We start from the raw sequence: 19,018 nt of genomic DNA, 5'->3' as shown, positions 1-19,018 counted from the left end.
AAGACGTACATATTCTGCAACGTCATAATCGACACATTTAAAGATCTTAATTTTAAGTATAGGAATCATCTTACTTACCCATTTCATCTTTTATCCGAGCTTTTTGCTCCTCAACCGCTTTTTGAAATTCTTTATCTGGTGTTTTAATTTTATCTAAATAGAATAAGGCTTCTTCTTTTCTATTTGTTTTATACAGAGCCGTTGACATACTAAAACTAAAGGCGTTTGCTGCTTGCGTAGTTTTGGGTGGGTTTTCCATATTTGTTAAACTATTTAACAGAACTTCTGCACTCTCAGTTTCACTATATCTTTTCATAAATTGATTGTACTCTCTCATAAAATGCTTATCTTTTCTCTTATCAAGGTATAGGCTAACAGCTATACACAAGATAAAATGAATAATTGCAGCCAAAATAACGATACCTATCGTTAAAAACATATTATTGGAATTGTAATTGTAAGAGAAAAACAATGCTATTATTTCAACCAAAAGTAATGTTACTATATAAATCGAAGCAAATATTTTATCCCTTATAACCTTTTTCTGATAAAGATGATTGTCCATATCTGTTAAATGTTGACCATGAAGGACGGATACCATATATTCTAAATGTTGAACTTGATTGGGGAAATGCTTCGTTCTGCGTTTCATTACCTGAAATACATAATTTTTTCCATCCTTAAACTGTAATCTAATATGATAATGAAGTATTCCTTTTTTAATTTTAATGCCTTGGATATCTGTAAATGGAAAATACTGATATGCTTTGATTTTATCGGTCCTAAAACTACTTATTAAAACAGCTAAAATGCCATCCTCATTTACATCCAACACACAGTCCAAAACAGCATTTTCTCCGTTCGTCTTTTTTAGATAACCAGATACTGGATGGTTTAAAGAAAAATCAGCAAGCTCCTCTGTAGCATGAACGATTACTTCCTGTTCTATGATATCTTTTAAAAGCTCCTCCCTTGTTCTCATTTAATCCCCCTTTTTGAACAATAAGTATCTGTATATAATTTAAATACGTAGCGAGCCGCGAAAACCTCTAACCCCATAATAAGAGGAGGCACCATTGTGATACACAAAAACATGACCAAAACGAAAATCACAGAAAAGCGCTCCACCAAGATTTCTAATGTCAGCAGGTGTTAAAATCCAACTCGACGTTTTCATATCAAAATCTCCAAGTTTTTGCAATGCTCGATATTGGTCTTCCGTTAAAAGTTGAATTCCCATGGCAGCGGCCATATCTATGGCATTATTTTCAGGTTTATGTTTTTTTCTTGACTCTAGCGCTTCACGATCGTAACAAACACTTCTGCGACCTTTGGGGCTTTCCGTAGCACAATCATAGAAAGTGTATTCATCCTTCTTTTTATCATAATCAACCACATCCGGTTCACCGCCCGTTCGTTCCATTTCATGGAGGGACCACAGTTTTTCAGTATTAGCTTCCAGCTTTGCTTGGACTTTACCCCATTCCATATCTTTATGACGGTTCATATTGTTCTCAAAACGGGCTTGCAATACTTTAAGTAATTCTTCCCTTTGTTCTAGTGACAATTCCTTTTTATGGTTGATTTCATTTTTCTCTGTCATCATGTTAATGCCCACCCCTATAATTAATGAAGTCTTACACTATAGTACCTCATTGCTTTTGGAACACCTTTTATTTCAAAAATTCCTTTTATAATTAATTGTCTTACTCTGTACTCAAAAAACGCATCGCCAATATATTGATCTAAATCCCCTATTATTTCACCGACAAGTCGCGCTGAATATATAAAATCATTATTTCTTCGCTCGTTATGTATTTGCTTAACCCTATTTATAATGTAGTAATCATAAATATTTTCCTCTACACTTTTTATTACTTGATCCTCCCATATTCTGAGGTATTCCTTGGTAGTAGATAACGCTTGCCATTCCTTTGCAAATTCTTCAAGTTGCTTTTGACTTGCTGGAGCTTCTTTTCTACTTTCCTCATATATCATCATTAATTTTTCAGGTACAATTTCTCCAGTATGTAACGGGAAACATTCATTACTTGGAACATTAAATTGATTTTTAAATTGCTTCGTTGCGTTTATTATAAAAATATCATTTGTTTTTTCTTTTAATAGAAAAAGAACATATCGTAAAACGGTTTGTTCATGGGCATTTTCTCCTGTCCACACGATTATGGGTGTACTTTCTGGAATAGCGTCAATCATGGAGACGGTATGATTAAAGTTATATTCGTATTCATCTATATATTCATCATCAAAGTTAATATGATTTTTCAACCATTCGTATCTGTAGCTAAGCCCTTCCTGTTCATGTAATCGCCACATTGGACCAATCGAAAACAAATCTGAAAATGCGATTATCTTTTCTTCGTCCTGCAATCCTGACACTTTTAACGCCTGTTTTAAGCTACCATACGTGGAATCGCTAAATAGAATATGTACCGCATGATAGGTATTATCCCTTTTTATATCCGTTTGATTCCTTTTATAATTTAAAAAGGAATGATAGGTTCTTTTTAAATCCTTTACCAACTGCTCCTCCGTATATTGGGCTGTTTCCTCATGCATTTCCATTTGCATAAACATAGAAAGTAAAAGTGCATTCTTTTCTTCTTCTAACGAGTTTCTAAGGATTCTTTTTATTTCAGCAACCATTTTTACTGTTCCTCCCTACATGAATTACCATAATATTACATTTCATTTTACTCCTTTCATTATTCTCAAAAAGTTACGGAAAAGTCAAGCAATAGTTCGGTCATATAAGATATATTCTGACATTACATTACTTTATTAACCATGCCAAAACTTTTTGGTCTAGAATTTCGAAATCTAATATCCGTATTGATTCCGAAACAATTTTCTTACATTGCTAAACACAAATAATTACATCGCTGTTTTGATTATTAAAAAAATAAAAGATAAATCTAAACCGATCTTCTACGAATGAATCAGCCTAAACACCCATTAACCCTTATCATTTGTAGAATAACTCTCGTTCCATATTTACCTTTTATTTCTTTAAATTAAGAATAGATATTCCATTATATTTACAACTTATTCCGCTAATTCATGACCAATTTACGGTATATGTCTTCTTTACTTTTCTATGTTATTAGCCATTCAACTCACTTCCCCCCCTTTCTCATCTGCTTATTTTGTGGAATTTTTTCCCTTCACTTGCTTTAACGTTGCAACTATAAGAAAGCTAACAATTACTAATAAGACCCATGAACTTACCTTACCTAAATGTACGAGACTCCATGCATCAGTTTGATTTGGATATTTCCATGCACCAAAGAATGTAACAATATTTTCGGCTACCCATATAAAAAATCCAATGAGCATGAAAGAAAACGCGAGTGGCATACGATAAATGGTCCCACCAACCTCATATTTAACCCATGATCGCCAAAAGACAATTATAACAAGTGCTGATAACCACCAACGAACATCAATCCAATAATGATGGGTAAAAAAATTTAGATAGATCGCAGCTGCTAGAGGCACAACCACCAAAAAAGGCGGCCATTTAACTAATTTTATATTCAGTCTTCTCCATGCCTGACAAAGATAACTCGCTACACTTGCATACATGAATCCACTATACAAAGGAACGCCAAAAATTTTAAGATATCCTTCCTCTGGATAAGACCAGGACCCCACATGTACTTTGAAAATCTCAAGGGCAAGCCCAATTAAGTGAAAGACGGTGATAACCTTTAACTCATCACGTGTTTCAAGCCCCGAACGCACCATGCCCCATTGCATCAAAAGACAGATAATAAGCAGCCAGTCATATCGTGGTAGAAATGGAAGAGATACCATCTGCGTAAGCGCCAAAGAGGCAAAAATAACGACCGGAAACAAACATGATAGAGCCTGTTCCCAGCCAAAACGAACAAGCTGTTTTATTGCTCTCATGATTTTTGTTAGCAAAGTTTTTTCCTGATACTCATTTTGAACGTCTAAATTCATGATTACTCCCCTTTTATGAATTTGTTTCATAGAAATAAAGGAAAATGGTTCCTCCTTCTCTCGCAATGTTTCCTACCTAATCTTGCTATTCTTGATTTTCTTCATCACTTTTGTATTCTAAAATATCTCCAGGCTGACATTCTAAAGCTTTACAAATCGCCTCTAAAGTTGAGAATCGAACTGCCTTTGCCTTGCCGTTTTTTAATATAGAAAGATTAGCCATCGTAATCCCAACTTTTTGCGAAAGCTCTGTTACACTCATTTTTCTTTTTGCCAGCATCACATCAATATTGACTATAATTGCCATTGTATTCACCTCAGACCGTTAAATCATTTTCTGATTTTATATTAATTGCTTCCTGAAAAAGTCTTTGGAGAACAGCAGCAAAGACAGCGATAACCATTGAAGCAAACGGAACAATCATTCCAACTATGACAACACCTGGGGCATCGTCTGTTTCCGCAAATAGATAGAAGAGCGGCAAGACGAGAACATGCAAACTGCTGATTGTAATAGCACAGTATTTGATTTTCTTTAACGCCCTTACAGATAATTCAGAGAACGCTTTATTCTCGTCAATAAATCGCAAAAGGTTGAAAGCCTGATACAAAGCAACATAAAAAGGAATAGCGGACGTATAAAAGATGATGAAAATGAGATATTTTATAAAAGCAAAATCAGGCAACAACTCGACTCCAATATCTCCTAACTTAGGCACTAAAAATATACATAAAGCAAGAACTGGGATTCCTATAAGAACAACAGCTATTTTTAAGAATACTGTCGTTACTTTTTTCATACGAACACCTCTCCTCGTTATTTACAATATTGATTGTAGCATACATTTATCGATTTGCAATAAATAATTATCAAATATGAATAATTTATTGTTGCTAATCATTTCCAAATACAAGAACAAAGGCGCAGGGCGCCCGGTTAGCAACGTAGCGAATGGAACGAATCAACTAAAGATTTAGGAATCATGCCACTAAAAACAGGGGTATGCCGACGATGGGCGGCAAGCTCGGTTTTAGTCGGCCTTCCTCTTTGCCGCGAACCGATGATGACTTATCGTAGGGCGCATTTCTAAAGTCGCATCGTTGCTGGGCGCTGAAGCCGGACGTGGCTATTCAGTTATTCCCTTATCCCAAAGCAACAAATTTTATACTTTCTTATCTTCGAACAAAAACAACAAAGGACAGCCTGTTGCCCGAACCCGTTTCAAAAACACAATTCTTAATGCAACCTTAAAAAACCCCCTATTTAAAGCAGACTAGATCTGTCTACTTTAAAGGAGGCACGTCCATTTTATTAGAGAAATAAAAAGCTGACCTTTATGATTTTGGCATAGATAAAGCAACTTTTTTAAATGAAACTATATTTTCCCCTTCACATTTTTAATTATTATTTTACTTCGAGGTATACTGGGCATGCTTACCATGCTGTAACTTAAATCTTGAGCCGGAACCTCATAATCCATATGGTTCACGAGGCAGTCAACACTAACTTTCATAACTTCAATTGTTACCCATTCACCAGCACAACGATGCCCCCAAAAATAGTCACCACCGCCTTGGGGGATGAATCCAAAAGGACTCCCTTTCCAGTCAGAAAAACGAGCAGGTTCAAACACATCAGGATTATCCCAGGTTTTAGGATCATGGTTGGTACCATAAAGGTCCAAAAGAGTTAACGTACCTTCTTCAAATCGGTAGCCATTCCAAGTAAAATCTGTCTTCACCTTTGCGATAACAAATGGAAAAAACGGATAAAAGCGCCGTACTTCCTGGATAAACATTTCCACATATTTTTTATCACTAGCCTGAAGCTTCATTTTTACTTTTGGGTAATTATTTACTGCTACAACAATGAAATTAATATATATAGCGATCGCCACCACCGGACGCAGTATATTGATGACTTCAACTGCAGCAATTTCAGTATCAAGAAGTTCTCCATTCAGTTCACGATGCCAGGAAAATTGATGCAGTGCTGTATTTTCGGAAGGGTTTAATGTCCCATGACGAACCTTCTCAATCAGACCTTGCACCCATCTTTCAACATTATTCCTTGCATTCCTCCCAAGCCAATGGTTAGGACCAACTGTCCCTGCTGACTCAATCATTGCTCCTAAATTACTTGTCAACGATTTTATTTCACTTTCTTGAACTGGAACACCCGCCCACTCGCAAGCTGTCCGACACAATATTTTCTTGGTTTCCTCATAAAATATTACCTTGTCCATTCCCTGCCACTTATTAATTGCTATTTCCCAATGTTTTTTTAAAATGTTAGTGAGCCTTTTAAGTTCTTCAGTGGACATGATAGACATAAACATTTCTTTACGACGTTTGTGAGCCCATCCATCTAATGCCTGTACACCATTCTTACCAAACAATGTTTGTATTGACCGATTTGGTGCTGCATCTTTCCTTTTGAACCTCTCCGAATCATAAAAAATCTCAGCAGCTTCTTTTCCACTTATACAGATTACTTTCTTTCCGAGTAATCGAGTTGCAAAAATATTAGAATTGAAACTGCGACATCTATTCAAAATGTACATGTAGCCTTCTCTCATTAAGCTTAAACTTTGGTCTATTCCCTCTTCTTGCGGCATTCTTCCTGTGCTTGACATAAGATCAACTCCGTTTTATTATGAGTTCGTCTTATTATGGACCAATCGGTCTTTTTTTACACCGTTTGAGAGCTATAAATATAGGTGGTTTAGACCATGCTTTTTCTTTTGGAGAAAAGCGTAACACTTGCGGTTCTTACTAAAAAGAGCTAGTATCCCTCTAGGAATGCAATTAACTAAAACCACTTTGTTGGAAGATATGTTTGTAATAAATATCACTAGTAATGCATCAACAAACATAGAATATTCAGTTAACACCTCCCCTAAAATTTTGAGCCAAAAAGTCAAAACCTGAAGAAAGGTGGCACTGCCCTTTGGTAAAAATATAAACCAGATATGCTATCTTGGATAATGGTAATATTTAATGAATAACAAATTTCCTTTTTTTACCTTATTTACTAATTGAGTTTCAAACAAAATATTCAATGGTGAGAAAGACTTGCATTTGTTATTTCAAAATGTTCCGCGATTTGTACAACGTTAAATCCATTTCCTTCAATAATGAAGAAATTTTTCTTCTGTTTGGATCTCCTAAAGCCTTAAATACATCAGCTATTCATCATCCACTCTCAATCATTTTTTGAATGACTTTTAAATCTAATGGATGAATGTATTCCTTGAATACCATTTTTATGGTATAATTGTCCATAGTGATCTCCTTATAATTCGGGATCTGGACAGAACTACCATACCCTTATTATAAGGTTTTTTTATGGATTTTTGTAGTAATAATTCCCATTATTCATAATATTGGCATGAATGTTTTACTTGATTTTTGGTTAAAAATTTAATGCAACGCTAGTGATCAGACGATGCATTATAATAGTCCCTGGCATAAAAAGAAGTTTATCAACCAAATTGCCTTTATGCGGAGAAGTGGTACGATACCCTGCTTCAAAGAGCCAAGCATATATGCAACAATTGCCTTCCGAATTTTAAGAAAACAATTGATAAATCTGTGGTAGTCTACCAAATCACGAAATACTTTTCACTATCACAATTGTTTAAAGACGCTTCTCCCAAGGCTCAAGCTGACCAATGGTTCTATCTTGTTTTTATTTTTTATAGCTTTAATAACACCATCAGAAATCTCCTCATTTGTTAGCCATCTTGATTGACCACCTTTTATTACAAACCCTAGGCGAATTTGATAGTATAGACAACTGTCAGGCATTATCACCCTCCTCTTGATAGCATTCAAATTTGAGCTACTCCCTAAAACATGAAATAATTCCCCTTCATTGCTATTATCTAAAATTTCATCAGCTATTATTTTCAACGCCTCTGGCGCATCTGAGTGAATCCAAGCTACTACAAGTTCAATATGACCATTTTCACTTATTGTTGAATTTACGCTTGCCTGTAATTCATCATTATCTTTATAGTCAATTAATATAGGTGTTATGTTACTACTTAAACCGTCTTTTTCATTAGCCTCTGCATGCGTCCAGCATTCCTTGCAATAATCGACACATGATAGCCTTTTTCTAATAACCAAAGGGATACCCTTGATAACATACCTGTTCCACCAATTATTAATGCATGCTCCATTTATTTTCCTCCTCACTATGATACAATTCTGATATTAACAAAGAAGGTGATTGCATGACTCCATCAAAAATAATACGAGAGACTGCAGAAGGAACTTTCTTACTAAAGAAGGATTTTAGTCAAGAAAGCAACTGGCGTTCAGATCACTGCTATAAATTTATTTACTCTTTAGATGGAATGATAAATTATCAAACGAATAGAAACCAAATAAACTTTAATCATCAACAATTTATTTTATTTAACCCACAAGATGAACATAAACAGTTGGCAGTTGAGGGTAAGAAATTTCTTATTGAATTAAATCCGATTTTTCTTAATCAAGTCTCGAAATCTCTCAACTTTGTTGCTCAAAACGATATTCAAATTGCCTCGAGTATACAGAAAAACTGCCAAGTATCTAACTGGGTCAAGTTTGTACTGGACTATGTAGTTATTGAAAAAAATGATATTCATTCAATGGAATTATTTTTAGAGCACAGTTTCACACAATTTGCATTAATATTGCTGAAAAATGCCGTTGGAACACATACACAGGATATAAATGTAAATTCTTACAAAATAATTAGCCCCCAAATATATACAACGGTATGTGCTTTGAAGGAAAGTTATCAATATCCTTGGACCCTAGATCAAATGGCAGAGGTAGCTAATTTGAACAAGTATCAATTTGCCCATTTTTTTAAAGATATTATAGGGATTTCCCCATATTCTTGGTTACAAATATATCGAATAATTCGAAGCCAAGAGATGCTAACCAAAACCACTAAAACAATCTTAAAAATAGCGATGGACTGTGGTTTTTCATCTGTTACTGTTTACAATCAATTATTCAAACGGTTATATGGTATAACTCCTAGTACTTTTCGAGCAAGTATTCGTAAATAAATGGCTGCGCAAATGGCCATCATAAATCCACATATTATAAACAAGATCCTTATAGGCAGGAATGAAGAGAGTACTCCGAATAGACCAAGAGAAATTGCATTAGATAAATAGAGAAGAAATGCATTAAAACTAAAGCCTTTCCCTAATTCTTTTGTTGGAAGATATGTTTGCAATAAATATACTCTTGATAAACCAGAGATAGGCAAGCCTATTCCCGCAACGAATACCCCTATAAAATATAGTGGTAGCGTATAAGAAAACCCTAACATCAGAATACCTATCCCCCAAATCAATGAGCCAAACAAGTAAGTTTTCATGCTTAACTTTTTCCAGATGAATGGGATAAACAAATTAACCACAATAACGGTTGCACCATACCACCCCAAAAGTAGACTATAGCATTCCTCTCCATTTGGGGTTGTTGCAAGGAGTTGCAATAACAATCCGACTTGCCAGACCCATGTATTGAAAAACACCATGATTACTGTCACTATAAATAATGTTCGTATAGTTGTTTGTTCGTTTACCCATATTGAAAAATACTTTATCGAGATAAAAATATCGCTTATTTTCCATTGGCTAAGCTTTTCATTTGTTAGCTTTTTATCTGGTAATTGAATCCTGTTAATAAGAATCGCACTTATAAGATAGGTTAATGCGTCAAATGTAAAAAAATGTATAACGTTAACTATATTCATTAATAAAACACTAACGATAGGTCCTAATACAGTAATTCCCCTTGTTACTGTATCAAGTAAACTGTTCACAGAAGATCTTTCCTCTTCACTTGTAATAATGGGCAAAATCGCTCTATGTGCAGGGGTAAAAAAACACCCTAAGCAATGAATAAGAAAACTGACGATGATTAAATGCCAATAGATTAATAACTCTAATTCATGCAATAAAACCACTGATAATATAAGAGGTATTCTTATAAGATCGATCATAATTAAAAGTCTTTTCTTATCTACCCAATCAGCAATGACTCCGCCGATTAATCCGAATAAAAGATAAGGAACTACTTGTGAAATAGCAACTCCAGTTGTATATATGCCTGATCCTGTCATCTCATAAGTTAAAAACACAAAAGCTAAACCCGATATAACATTACCTAAATTTGAAGCAGCGGCTCCTAATAAGTAAAAGATAACATTTTTATTGTTTTTAATAACTTCCAAATACATATGAAATCACCTCTTCTAGAGTGTAATCTCGTTTTGAGGTGATTTCTTCCATCATATTGTCAATTTTTCTTTCAAGATTATGGTTATTTCAGCAAAAGGTCGATAATCAGGTAGAAATTGCACTAGAGTTAGACAGAAAATACAAATAATCCTCTATATAAAAAAAGATATTCATACAAAGGCTCTTTACATGGTTGACTTGTTTATCTATTTAACTTTTATATATTACAACTGTCCCAATATAGCCCTCTTATCGTTTCACATTTGGAAATTTGAGCGCTATGGTCAACCCCGAACCAAGCTCTGATTTTGCATCCAACTGAATGGCTAAATCATAAGCCATCTTGCTCACTAAGAAGAGTCCCATGCCTGTTGCTTGTCTTGTATAGGTACCTCGCCCTCCAGTAAAGCCCTTATCAAAAATAAAGGCTAAATCTTCTTCAGAGACACCAGGCCCATTATCACGAATATATAAAAGGCTTTGATCACTCGCTCGATCATAACCCGTTTCAAACTCCAAAATGGGATGATTCTGATTCTGCGCAACGTATTTCGTACTGTTAAAGATGATTTGTTCTAATATGAAAGCTAATCCTTTACGGTCGGATAAAATCTCCATCTCTTCACCTTTGAACTGTACTTGAAAACCGGATTCATCTAGTAGTGTTTGATGGTCTTCAACAGTCTGTTTGCAAAATGCGAGCACATTTATTGGTTCAAAAATATAATCTTTATGAGCAGCCCCAAGCCTTGCAAAATACAAAATTCGCTCTACGTCTCCATGCATTTGATCTCTAATATGAAGCATACGCTGTCTCACAAGGGGAGACATTTCGTCACTGCGGTTATCTAATACCAATGTCATCAATGAAAGCGGCTTTTTCATTTCGTGAACCCATCCTTCGATGTAGTTTTCATAATCGGTGAGTTCAATGACTTGATCATTCAGTTCCGACTGATACGATCTTAGGGTACTTCCCATTTTACGGATAATGGACCAATGTGTCTTAGGAGCTACCCGGCACAATCTTTCTTCGTTCGTCTCATTTGGTTCTAACAAAAAATCTTGAAAGGCAACTTCGATTATTTTTTGCTTTCTCATGATTAGGAATACAGACAACGAAACAATCGCTAGCGTAAAAACAATCATGAGCCCCACCAACACCTTAAAGGTTTCTGGGTAAGCCAGCCAAGCTAAATAACTAAAAAGGAGGCTTGTAGCCATTAAGATAAGAAACCATTGTTTATAGGCATGAAAACAATCATAGATTTGCTTTATCCATTTCACGGCTTCTCTTGCCCCCTCAGTCGATACCCTTGGCCCCTGATTGTCTCAATTTCATTTTCCAAGCCCAATTGCCGCAATGTTTTTCGTAAGCGTGTCAGATTTACTTGAAGGGCATTTTCATCTATAAATTGGTCTGTTCCCCATAAAAGTTCACTTAGTGTTGACTTGGGTACAACCTCAGGCCTATTTTGTACTAAAGCCAATAAAATTTTTCCTTCATTCGCTGATAATAATAACGACGCGGACCCTTTATATAAAGTAAAGGTATTTGGATCTAATGAAAAACTGCCACCATCGATCAAGTCTGGTTGTCCTGCAAACCTTCTTAGCAAGTTCTGGATGCGCGCCAATAATCGGTCTCGATTACATGGCTTTGTGAGATAATCATCTGCGCCTAAATGAAGACCATGTAATTCATCTTGTAACTTATCTCTGGAAGTAAGCATCAATATGGGACCAATCCCTTTGGATTTTAGACTTTTACATATTTCAAAACCTGATTGTTCCGGTAAATTGATGTCCAATAAGACTAAGTTTGGTGCCAAAGTGGCAATTTGAGTGACTACATCATGAAAGTCCGTAATTGCTACTGCTTCAAACCCTTCTTTTTGCAATATATCCATTAACTCTTCTCTCATCCATGAATCATCTTCGACAACAGCAACCCTCGCCACTTCAGCACCTCCTTCTATATGAAATGTAACCGTTTTTTAATCTATATTTGGCTTCCAGCGCAATTTATCGATCTCATGATCTGCTGTACGGGCAACTGCTATTCCATAAATCACGAAAATGATGATGACTACGCATGCAAAGGTAAAGGCAATCGGATAAAGTAACGCGTTATCTTCGATGCTAATAACAACAAATGAAATCATCGCCCTTATCCCAACAGCTGCACTCACGCATGCGAGAGACATAGGTAACAGAAAAGTCAACATTACCTGTCTATGCATCGATTTTTTCATTTGCTTACGTTTTGCTCCCAACATGGAAAGTGTTACATAGCGCCCGCCCGTCTGCTTCATCTGTGTCAAAAATTGTAAAGCTAATACTGTGCAAGCAATAATCAAGAATAAGAATCCCACATATAGTGTCGTATAACTTCCCGCAACAACATAGAAGAGTTGACGTCCAAAGTTTTGCAAATAACTTTCAAACTGAAAGCCTGAAGATTGTAATAAGTCTCTAGCTTCCATCATTGGTTTCATTAAACCTTGCTCATCTTGCAGCTTTTGTGGGATGCGAAAATTCCAATAGGACACATATGTTTCCGTATTTAATAAGTCTTCAAACATAGAATCAGGGACGATAAATGCGGAATGAATTTCTATCGAACGGTCTGCGACTAATCCCCTCATTGGAGTTGATGGGCGTATAGATATTTCCTGATCATGAATGCTCATCAAACTTCGCCCTTCTTTTTCAGCCTTTTCAAGAATACGATCTAGTACAGGCATGCTCTCTAGATTATCCATATGCAAAAGGTCTGGATTAAAGTATAGGGCAATTTCATCTGCATGCAGGTTCAGTGGTTTTTCTCCTATTGCCTTTAAAAGTCCATTATAAGATGATTCAGGAATGAGGTAAGGTGCTTTTGCATCAATCTCTAGGACCCCAAGCAAGTTAAGTGCTTCAGGGTTTTCCGAACTGATCGTGTAACCCTGCATTTCTCCGGATAAAAGCTGCTCTTTATAGTTGCTTGGCAGAGCCATAATGAGCTGCTCTCTTAATTCAGGCCAGTCTACCAACGATACAGGCAAGTCATTTTCCTCACGTTCATCCTGAAATTTCATTTTCCCAATTTCTAATAGATTTAAGTCCTCTACATATGGTACCATTTTTTCTGAAGTAAGAAATTGCTCAACCTTTTGATGATCTCCATGAACCGTAAAATCATATAACGAGGAAGTCCTAGTAATAGCACTATCGAAACCGATAATAGTTGAAGCACCATTTGTGATCAAAATGATCGCCAACGTGATTAGAATCGATGTTACAGCAACAGAAGTGGATTTATTCGCTACGTTTTCCTGGAACTGTCTTAAAGTAAATGTGCGCAGCCCTTTCGTAGATTTACCCTCGGACAAGCTTGCCAATAAGCCAAATAGTTTTCCAAATCCCCTCATAAAAAAGATCGTTCCTAAACATCCGAGAGCCAATGCCACAAACAGAAGCAGTCCTGCAAAATCCATAAAACGATATAAAACAATCCAATAGGCAACACCTAGTAAGACAATACCCACTAAAATATGGAGTACGTTGCCTTTAAAATGTCCCATATCTTGTTTCTTATCCATTTGCTCATAAAGTAGTTGATGTACCTCTTGATTAAATAATCTTCCGCCAAGAATGGCTAATGCAATGAGCTGGATGAATAAAAAACCGATGATCGTAAAGATTATCGCGCTTACCGACAAGCTTATTTGATGACCGATAATTCCCTGTCCGACTAGTTTAGAAACCGTCAAGCTAATGATTTCCGCTAAAAATCCGCCTATTAAAATGCCGCCAATGAGTGCCAAAATAGACGTCATAAGCCCCTCTGCAACAAGTTGAAGAACAAGACGCTCTTTGCGCATTCCTAACATGAGGTAGAGTCCAAACTCTTTGCTTCTCCGATTTAATTGGTACTGATTAGCAAATAAAATCAAGAAAAACAATAGAAATAAGGCAAATAGATACACGATGGGCATGAGGGCTAAGAGTTTATCGATCGCATCACTTTCAAATTCCTTTAAAAATAAAATAACATCTTGTCTCCCAAGTGAAAGAATGATATAAAACGAGGCTACTGCTGTGACAAGTGTTGCAAAGTAGATGACATTTTCCTTCCGACTTCGCTTCGCATTACGATAAATCAGCCTAGAGAACATTTGCGCTCCCTCCCCCAAGCTGAGCTAGTACCCTTAAAATTCTGTCATAAAATTTCTCGCGAGACTCATCTTGTTTACGGCGCAGTTCATGAAAGATGACACCATCTTGAATAAAAAGGATTCTTGAGCAAAAGCTTGCAGCATTCGGGTCATGGCTGACCATTAAAATTGTTCTTCCACTACTTCTATTAATTCCTTCCAGCTTATTCATTAAGAGTTTTGCAGAGCGTGTGTCTAATGCTCCTGTTGGTTCATCTGCAAGAACGATATCCGGATCAGAAATCAAACTGCGAGCAGCAGCTACCCTTTGCTTTTGTCCCCCAGACATCTGAGAAGGGAATTTATGAAGGATATCTGTTATTTCTAAAAAACTTGCCAGCTCATTTAATTTAGCACGTGCTTTTGTAAAATCCACCCCATGAATAGACAGTGGCAATAGGATATTTTCTTGACCCGTTAAATTATCTAGCAGTGCAAAGTCTTGAAACAAATATCCAATTCGAGTGCCCCGATACTCTGCTAAACCTTTACTGTCAAAAGCACTGATGTTTTTACCATTTAAAAGCACCCGCCCAGATGTTGGCTTTATAATCGTTGCAATGCAGTTTAATAATGTCGTTTTACCAGAACCACTTGGTCCCATGATTCCCAAGAATTCTCCTGGGAGAATATCAAAACTGACACCGTTTAAAGCTTTTGTTATATTGTCTTTCTTTCCGAAGTTTTTTTGTAAGTCTTGAACTTCTAGTAATTTTCCTTGTGTAGTCATGTATAACGCTCCTTTTCGTATTATCATGTATCATCGAAGAGCTATACACATTATAACCAATATCAAAGACTAGAAACACTTACAAATGATGTAAGGAAAGATGAGTCGCTATACTGGGTGGACAGCTCATTTGCTATTGAATTTGATTTTAATGCAAAATGATTATCCACCATCTATTATTAAATTAGAAAATCGGTTAAATTATTTCAAGCAAGTATCGGCAAGTAGTTAGAACAGTTTATCGAATTTGTCTGTATTACGTAGAAGAGGTTTACAAAATCATCTTCAAGTAGTAAGAAAATAAGATAATAACATAACGGGAGGCGCATTCAACTGAAATAAAATTTATACAAGATTATCGACGACTTACCTTTATTTTTATGCTACACTACAACATACTAATCTGACTATATGGAATGTGCTTGATAAAATTCTTCAGTTTTATTTCATAATATTCCTCGATATCATCTCTTAGATTCTTCTCCAAGGCTATAAATGCACCTACAATATAATTCAAATCAAATACATTATAAATATCTGATTCTGCCCAAATAGATTCCAATCTCGCCTGATTGGAGAAGGGAAGCAATGACAGTATAGCACCGTCTTCATAATCATCGTATTCAATCGTATAATAATGGAATTCGGGTATATAATCCTTCGTCATCTTTTCTTTCCATTCATACAAAGACTTATAGAATTCTAGTATCGCAAGTTCTGTTTCAAAGTATAATTTATTATTAATTTTTATAGAAAACGTAGCATCTACTGCTAATATAGCTGGAACATCCCTTTTATCTTTATTCGAGATGACTCCTTTATCACTTACGAAATGGTATTCAAAATTTATCTTATTATCCATTTACTCACCACCCCTTTCACTTGAACCATTATTTTAGTTCTTTTAAATTTACGCTCTCGAAAATAAACGATAAATAGCTGGTATTAAAACTAAAGTAATTAAAGTAGAAAATAAGAGCCCTGATATAATTACCGTTGCCAAAGGTGCTTGGTAGTCAGCTGACATTCCCGACGCCATTGCTAACGGAATCATACCACCAACCGTAGTAAGTGTGGTCATGAAAATAGGACGAATCCGGTCTTGGCTAGCGTTTATAATGGAAGCATGGAGAGAATGCCCTGCTATAAGGAGTTGGTTTGTTCGATGGATCAACAAGATAGCATTGTTTAGAACTATTCCCACTAGCATGATTAATCCCATTGCTGACATAATATTTAGCTCCATTTGTGTCATAAACATTCCAAGTATTACCCCAATAATTGTAACTGGAATGGTAGACATAACAATGAGTGGTTGGCCGAAATGATTGAATTGTACAGCCATTACCAGATAAACTAAAAATATGGAAATAACTAATACGAAAATTGTATCTTTCATCAATTCTTGCTGTTCTTCCAGCTCACCACCTAAGGAGACTGAGTATCCAGAGTCTAATTTATAGTTATCCACCATATTTTGAACATCTCTGTTAACTGCTCCTAGGTCTCTACCATCAATATCAGCAAATATAGATATAGATCGTTCTCCATTTATATGATAAATCTCTTTAGGTACATTTACTTCCTTTAACTCCATAAAAGCTGACAATTTCTTATCACTGAGTGCTGGAACATCGAGATTTAATAATGATTCTTTGGTTCCTTTAAAATCATCCCAAGATCTTTTATCCCTGAAAATTTAACATCCTGCACTTCTGGCAGTTGTTCCAAACGAGGTTTTAATACACTTGACGCAAATTCGGTCATCTCAGACATATCTCCACCAGAAATATCTAAAATGAATCCGTATTTTGTTCCCGAGCCGTTCCTGCTAACATCAACCTTTTTTATTACGGAGGAATTATTTTTAAATGATTGTACTATCGTTTCTAATTCTCTCCCCAAATCCTTGTCATAACCATCTTCAAAAGAAGCCTGGATTGAGCTTCCCCCCAAATAAGTAGTTGATTCAATCTTATTTACTCCATCAATTTTTTGTAATTCTTGTTCAAGTGGCGTTGTAATGTTACTTTTCACATCCGCCACAGTTAAATCTCCTGCATCAACTTCAATTGAGGCACCATTTAAGTCAACAACGGGAGTCAATTCTCTATCTAAATTCAAGAAAGCATAACTTCCCAAAAAGATAATTAAAATGACCAACAAACTAATGAAAACTTTTCTTTTAATAATGTACTTTAGTAATTTCATAACATCTCCCCTTGCTAGTATATTTGGTTGTATTTAACCTGAATAGACAGGGCTTCCTTAGTTGGTAGTTCAGTTTTTAGCAAAAATTACCGACAATAAATTCACTGTTTTTTCTTACTATATTTATGCAACGCTAGTGCCCTAAGGTTATTTGTTCATTACTTTTACTAAGGGTATATCCCGTTTATTATAGGAAGCTCTAACATTTTGAACCCTTACTTTCTAACAGGAAATTAGTGCTACCATGGTCTATAAATATTTTTTTTAATACCTAAGTTGTTCGTTTGCGACTGTTTTTATTGAAAAATCCATAATCCGTCAAGAAAAAGCAATAAACATAAAAAAGAATAAGATAATGTTTTTTTATAGAATAATGACGTCTTGCATAAATAACCACCTCACAGAATCATCAAAATCTATAAAGCGAAATTTAATCTCCTCAATTCGAAAGCTGCTCTTTGCTTTTTAAATATAATTCAAGTGCTTCCTCAAAAAAATCCAGAGTTTCCGAGTCAATAGGGTAAAATCCAGCACTTTCCGATTTTTGGGGTGACTTTCTTACGTCCCATAGTTTTTTATAAATTCTGGATTATCTCCGTAGGTCTCTATTTCTTTTTCGTGCATACGTTTTATGATGCGTTGAATTTCTGGTGATGAAACACCTTTTGGCATATGCTTTCTTAATTGAGCCGTTAAGGCAATCCATTCAAGTGTATCAGGGTCACCACGATTTATATTTGGTAGGTAATCTAACAACTCACTTTCCTCTTTATTAAATATTTCTGCTAGAAAGGCTTCCCTTTTATTAAAGTTTTGTTGATATAACTGGATAAGTCTCTGTACCTTGGTCAAATTAATATTCTCTTCTATTAACATTTCATTTAATAATCCACGCAATATACCTTCAATTTCCTCTCGCTTTTCTTTTTCCTTTAAGATATAATCCAGCTGAGTTTTTAGACTATTAAACCAATCTAGTTTACGGTCATCCAACATTTCCTTAATATCTTTCAAATGAAATCCCAAAGTTTTCAAAAATTGAATTTCTTGCAGTTTCTTTATCTCTTTTTCCCCATATAATCTATGGCCGCCTTCCGTTTTATCTGCTGGTTTAAGCAAACCTATATGATCATAATATCGCATCGTTCTAACTGTAATGCCCGTTTGTTTGGTCACTTCTTTAATTGAGATCAAGTGAAACATCCTCCTTGTTTTATAAGCTATTTACATTATATAAAATGACGTCACGTCACTTTCAAGGCTTTGTTGTATTATTTTTTACACGGAGATCAAAAAAATGTGTTCGGCTTAGCTTTACGGCTTTGGATAGCCAAGAGGTTTTAAGAGATTAGGATAGGACGTTTTCATGCTTCCGTGCGCTTTTTATCATCCTCAGTTCCTTTAATCAAATCCTCCTCTTGTCTGATTTTACAGACTTTTAAACATATAAAAAAAGAACCGAGAAGCGTATCTTGGGTACGTTCCCAATCCTAGCAAAAGTTTTTTCATGATAGATGGTGGATCCCGCTCTATGCGAGCCATGCTGCTTTCTTATCTTTTAAATAAGGCTGTCGAGCAAAAACTCGACAGCCTAGCTGACTTTCTTACGGAAAAGCGTGTATGTTCTGATC

Annotated in this window: 19 protein-coding genes; 2 read left to right on the top strand and 17 right to left on the bottom strand. The window is 35.6% G+C overall.

Annotation, left to right across the window (positions count from 1 at the left end; translation table 11 throughout):
• Positions 1 to 70: 70 nt before the first annotated feature.
• From BKP57_RS12585 to BKP57_RS12550, 8 genes are all read right to left on the bottom strand, one after another.
• On the bottom strand, positions 71 to 982 hold the full coding sequence (locus tag BKP57_RS12585; protein ID WP_050349740.1) for a hypothetical protein: 912 nt from the start codon (positions 980 to 982) through the stop codon (positions 71 to 73).
• A gap of 39 nt (positions 983 to 1,021) precedes the next feature.
• Positions 1,022 to 1,603 (bottom strand): DUF4256 domain-containing protein, encoded by a 582-nt coding sequence (locus BKP57_RS12580; protein ID WP_050350029.1) that lies wholly within the window; start codon positions 1,601 to 1,603, stop codon positions 1,022 to 1,024.
• Between the two features lie 23 nt (positions 1,604 to 1,626).
• Complete coding sequence (locus BKP57_RS12575; protein ID WP_083547258.1) at positions 1,627 to 2,667, bottom strand: DUF1835 domain-containing protein; 1,041 nt, start codon at positions 2,665 to 2,667, stop codon at positions 1,627 to 1,629.
• 495 nt (positions 2,668 to 3,162) lie between these two features.
• Positions 3,163 to 3,933, bottom strand: coding sequence for a DUF817 domain-containing protein (locus BKP57_RS12570; protein WP_082240841.1), 771 nt, complete (start codon positions 3,931 to 3,933; stop codon positions 3,163 to 3,165).
• Between the two features lie 139 nt (positions 3,934 to 4,072).
• Complete coding sequence (locus tag BKP57_RS12565; protein ID WP_050349738.1) at positions 4,073 to 4,294, bottom strand: helix-turn-helix domain-containing protein; 222 nt, start codon at positions 4,292 to 4,294, stop codon at positions 4,073 to 4,075.
• Between the two features lie 10 nt (positions 4,295 to 4,304).
• Positions 4,305 to 4,787: a DUF2975 domain-containing protein gene (locus BKP57_RS12560; protein ID WP_072741616.1), complete on the bottom strand. Its 483-nt coding sequence runs from the start codon at positions 4,785 to 4,787 to the stop codon at positions 4,305 to 4,307.
• A gap of 576 nt (positions 4,788 to 5,363) precedes the next feature.
• Positions 5,364 to 6,623, bottom strand: a complete 1,260-nt coding sequence (locus BKP57_RS12555; RefSeq protein ID WP_072741615.1) for a CYP152 family fatty-acid peroxygenase CypC — start codon at positions 6,621 to 6,623, stop codon at positions 5,364 to 5,366.
• A gap of 994 nt (positions 6,624 to 7,617) precedes the next feature.
• On the bottom strand, positions 7,618 to 8,121 hold the full coding sequence (locus BKP57_RS12550; protein ID WP_232231157.1) for a Rossmann-fold NAD(P)-binding domain-containing protein: 504 nt from the start codon (positions 8,119 to 8,121) through the stop codon (positions 7,618 to 7,620).
• Between the two features lie 107 nt (positions 8,122 to 8,228).
• Between BKP57_RS12550 and BKP57_RS22885 the strand changes: the two genes are divergently transcribed.
• Positions 8,229 to 9,059: a helix-turn-helix transcriptional regulator gene (locus BKP57_RS22885; protein WP_232231156.1), complete on the top strand. Its 831-nt coding sequence runs from the start codon at positions 8,229 to 8,231 to the stop codon at positions 9,057 to 9,059.
• Here BKP57_RS22885 and BKP57_RS12540 read toward each other — a convergent pair.
• From BKP57_RS12540 to BKP57_RS12520, 5 genes are all read right to left on the bottom strand, one after another.
• Positions 8,996 to 10,243: an MFS transporter gene (locus BKP57_RS12540; protein WP_072741614.1), complete on the bottom strand. Its 1,248-nt coding sequence runs from the start codon at positions 10,241 to 10,243 to the stop codon at positions 8,996 to 8,998. The genes BKP57_RS22885 and BKP57_RS12540 overlap by 64 nt on opposite strands.
• A 250-nt stretch (positions 10,244 to 10,493) precedes the next feature.
• Positions 10,494 to 11,531, bottom strand: a complete 1,038-nt coding sequence (locus BKP57_RS12535) for a sensor histidine kinase (protein WP_050349734.1) — start codon at positions 11,529 to 11,531, stop codon at positions 10,494 to 10,496.
• Positions 11,528 to 12,205 carry a response regulator transcription factor gene (locus BKP57_RS12530; RefSeq protein WP_072741613.1) on the bottom strand — a complete coding sequence of 226 codons (678 nt, stop codon included), beginning with the start codon at positions 12,203 to 12,205 and terminating at the stop codon, positions 11,528 to 11,530. The genes BKP57_RS12535 and BKP57_RS12530 overlap by 4 nt, the downstream gene beginning before the upstream one ends.
• A 36-nt stretch (positions 12,206 to 12,241) precedes the next feature.
• Positions 12,242 to 14,407: an ABC transporter permease gene (locus BKP57_RS12525; RefSeq protein WP_050349733.1), complete on the bottom strand. Its 2,166-nt coding sequence runs from the start codon at positions 14,405 to 14,407 to the stop codon at positions 12,242 to 12,244.
• Entirely contained in the window at positions 14,397 to 15,176 is a 780-nt protein-coding gene (locus BKP57_RS12520) for an ABC transporter ATP-binding protein (protein WP_072741612.1), read from the bottom strand. The genes BKP57_RS12525 and BKP57_RS12520 overlap by 11 nt, the downstream gene beginning before the upstream one ends.
• 100 nt (positions 15,177 to 15,276) lie before the next feature.
• On the opposite strand from BKP57_RS12520, the gene BKP57_RS23150 reads away from it, so the two are divergent.
• Positions 15,277 to 15,408, top strand: a complete 132-nt coding sequence (locus tag BKP57_RS23150; RefSeq protein ID WP_257786685.1) for a hypothetical protein — start codon at positions 15,277 to 15,279, stop codon at positions 15,406 to 15,408.
• A gap of 156 nt (positions 15,409 to 15,564) precedes the next feature.
• On the opposite strand, the gene BKP57_RS12515 is transcribed toward BKP57_RS23150, so the two are convergent.
• The 4 genes from BKP57_RS12515 to BKP57_RS12500 form a co-directional block, all read right to left on the bottom strand.
• Complete coding sequence (locus BKP57_RS12515) at positions 15,565 to 16,038, bottom strand: DUF7878 domain-containing protein (protein ID WP_072741611.1); 474 nt, start codon at positions 16,036 to 16,038, stop codon at positions 15,565 to 15,567.
• A 48-nt stretch (positions 16,039 to 16,086) separates the two neighbouring features.
• Positions 16,087 to 16,785: an efflux RND transporter permease subunit gene (locus tag BKP57_RS12510; RefSeq protein WP_083547256.1), complete on the bottom strand. Its 699-nt coding sequence runs from the start codon at positions 16,783 to 16,785 to the stop codon at positions 16,087 to 16,089.
• A gap of 32 nt (positions 16,786 to 16,817) precedes the next feature.
• A complete protein-coding gene (locus BKP57_RS12505; protein ID WP_050349729.1) occupies positions 16,818 to 17,387 on the bottom strand; it encodes an efflux RND transporter permease subunit in 570 nt (189 codons plus the stop codon).
• A 558-nt stretch (positions 17,388 to 17,945) separates the two neighbouring features.
• Positions 17,946 to 18,581, bottom strand: coding sequence for a MerR family transcriptional regulator (locus BKP57_RS12500; protein WP_232231155.1), 636 nt, complete (start codon positions 18,579 to 18,581; stop codon positions 17,946 to 17,948).
• Between the last annotated feature and the right edge of the window lie 437 nt (positions 18,582 to 19,018).

The sequence above is a fragment of the Virgibacillus sp. 6R genome, assembly GCF_001895305.1.
In the GTDB taxonomy this organism is placed as follows: domain Bacteria; phylum Bacillota; class Bacilli; order Bacillales; family Amphibacillaceae; genus Virgibacillus; species Virgibacillus pantothenticus.
The sequence above is the reverse complement of the archived record's forward strand: the minus strand, read 5'-3'. Positions and strand labels throughout refer to the sequence as shown.

Excerpts from the sequence above, each read along its gene's own strand:
- BKP57_RS12540 (WP_072741614.1), bottom strand. The coding sequence starts at position 10,243 with ATGTATTTGGAAGTTATTAAAAACAATAAAAATGTTATCTTTTACTTA.
- BKP57_RS23150 (WP_257786685.1), top strand. The coding sequence starts at position 15,277 with ATGAGTCGCTATACTGGGTGGACAGCTCATTTGCTATTGAATTTGATT.
- BKP57_RS12575 (WP_083547258.1), bottom strand. The coding sequence starts at position 2,667 with ATGGTTGCTGAAATAAAAAGAATCCTTAGAAACTCGTTAGAAGAAGAA.
- BKP57_RS12520 (WP_072741612.1), bottom strand. The coding sequence starts at position 15,176 with ATGACTACACAAGGAAAATTACTAGAAGTTCAAGACTTACAAAAAAAC.
- BKP57_RS12585 (WP_050349740.1), bottom strand. The coding sequence starts at position 982 with ATGAGAACAAGGGAGGAGCTTTTAAAAGATATCATAGAACAGGAAGTA.
- BKP57_RS12525 (WP_050349733.1), bottom strand. The coding sequence starts at position 14,407 with ATGTTCTCTAGGCTGATTTATCGTAATGCGAAGCGAAGTCGGAAGGAA.
- BKP57_RS22885 (WP_232231156.1), top strand. The coding sequence starts at position 8,229 with ATGACTCCATCAAAAATAATACGAGAGACTGCAGAAGGAACTTTCTTA.
- BKP57_RS12505 (WP_050349729.1), bottom strand. The coding sequence starts at position 17,387 with ATGAAATTACTAAAGTACATTATTAAAAGAAAAGTTTTCATTAGTTTG.
- BKP57_RS12555 (WP_072741615.1), bottom strand. The coding sequence starts at position 6,623 with ATGTCAAGCACAGGAAGAATGCCGCAAGAAGAGGGAATAGACCAAAGT.
- BKP57_RS12580 (WP_050350029.1), bottom strand. The coding sequence starts at position 1,603 with ATGACAGAGAAAAATGAAATCAACCATAAAAAGGAATTGTCACTAGAA.
- BKP57_RS12560 (WP_072741616.1), bottom strand. The coding sequence starts at position 4,787 with ATGAAAAAAGTAACGACAGTATTCTTAAAAATAGCTGTTGTTCTTATA.
- BKP57_RS12565 (WP_050349738.1), bottom strand. The coding sequence starts at position 4,294 with ATGGCAATTATAGTCAATATTGATGTGATGCTGGCAAAAAGAAAAATG.
- BKP57_RS12515 (WP_072741611.1), bottom strand. The coding sequence starts at position 16,038 with ATGGATAATAAGATAAATTTTGAATACCATTTCGTAAGTGATAAAGGA.
- BKP57_RS12570 (WP_082240841.1), bottom strand. The coding sequence starts at position 3,933 with ATGAGAGCAATAAAACAGCTTGTTCGTTTTGGCTGGGAACAGGCTCTA.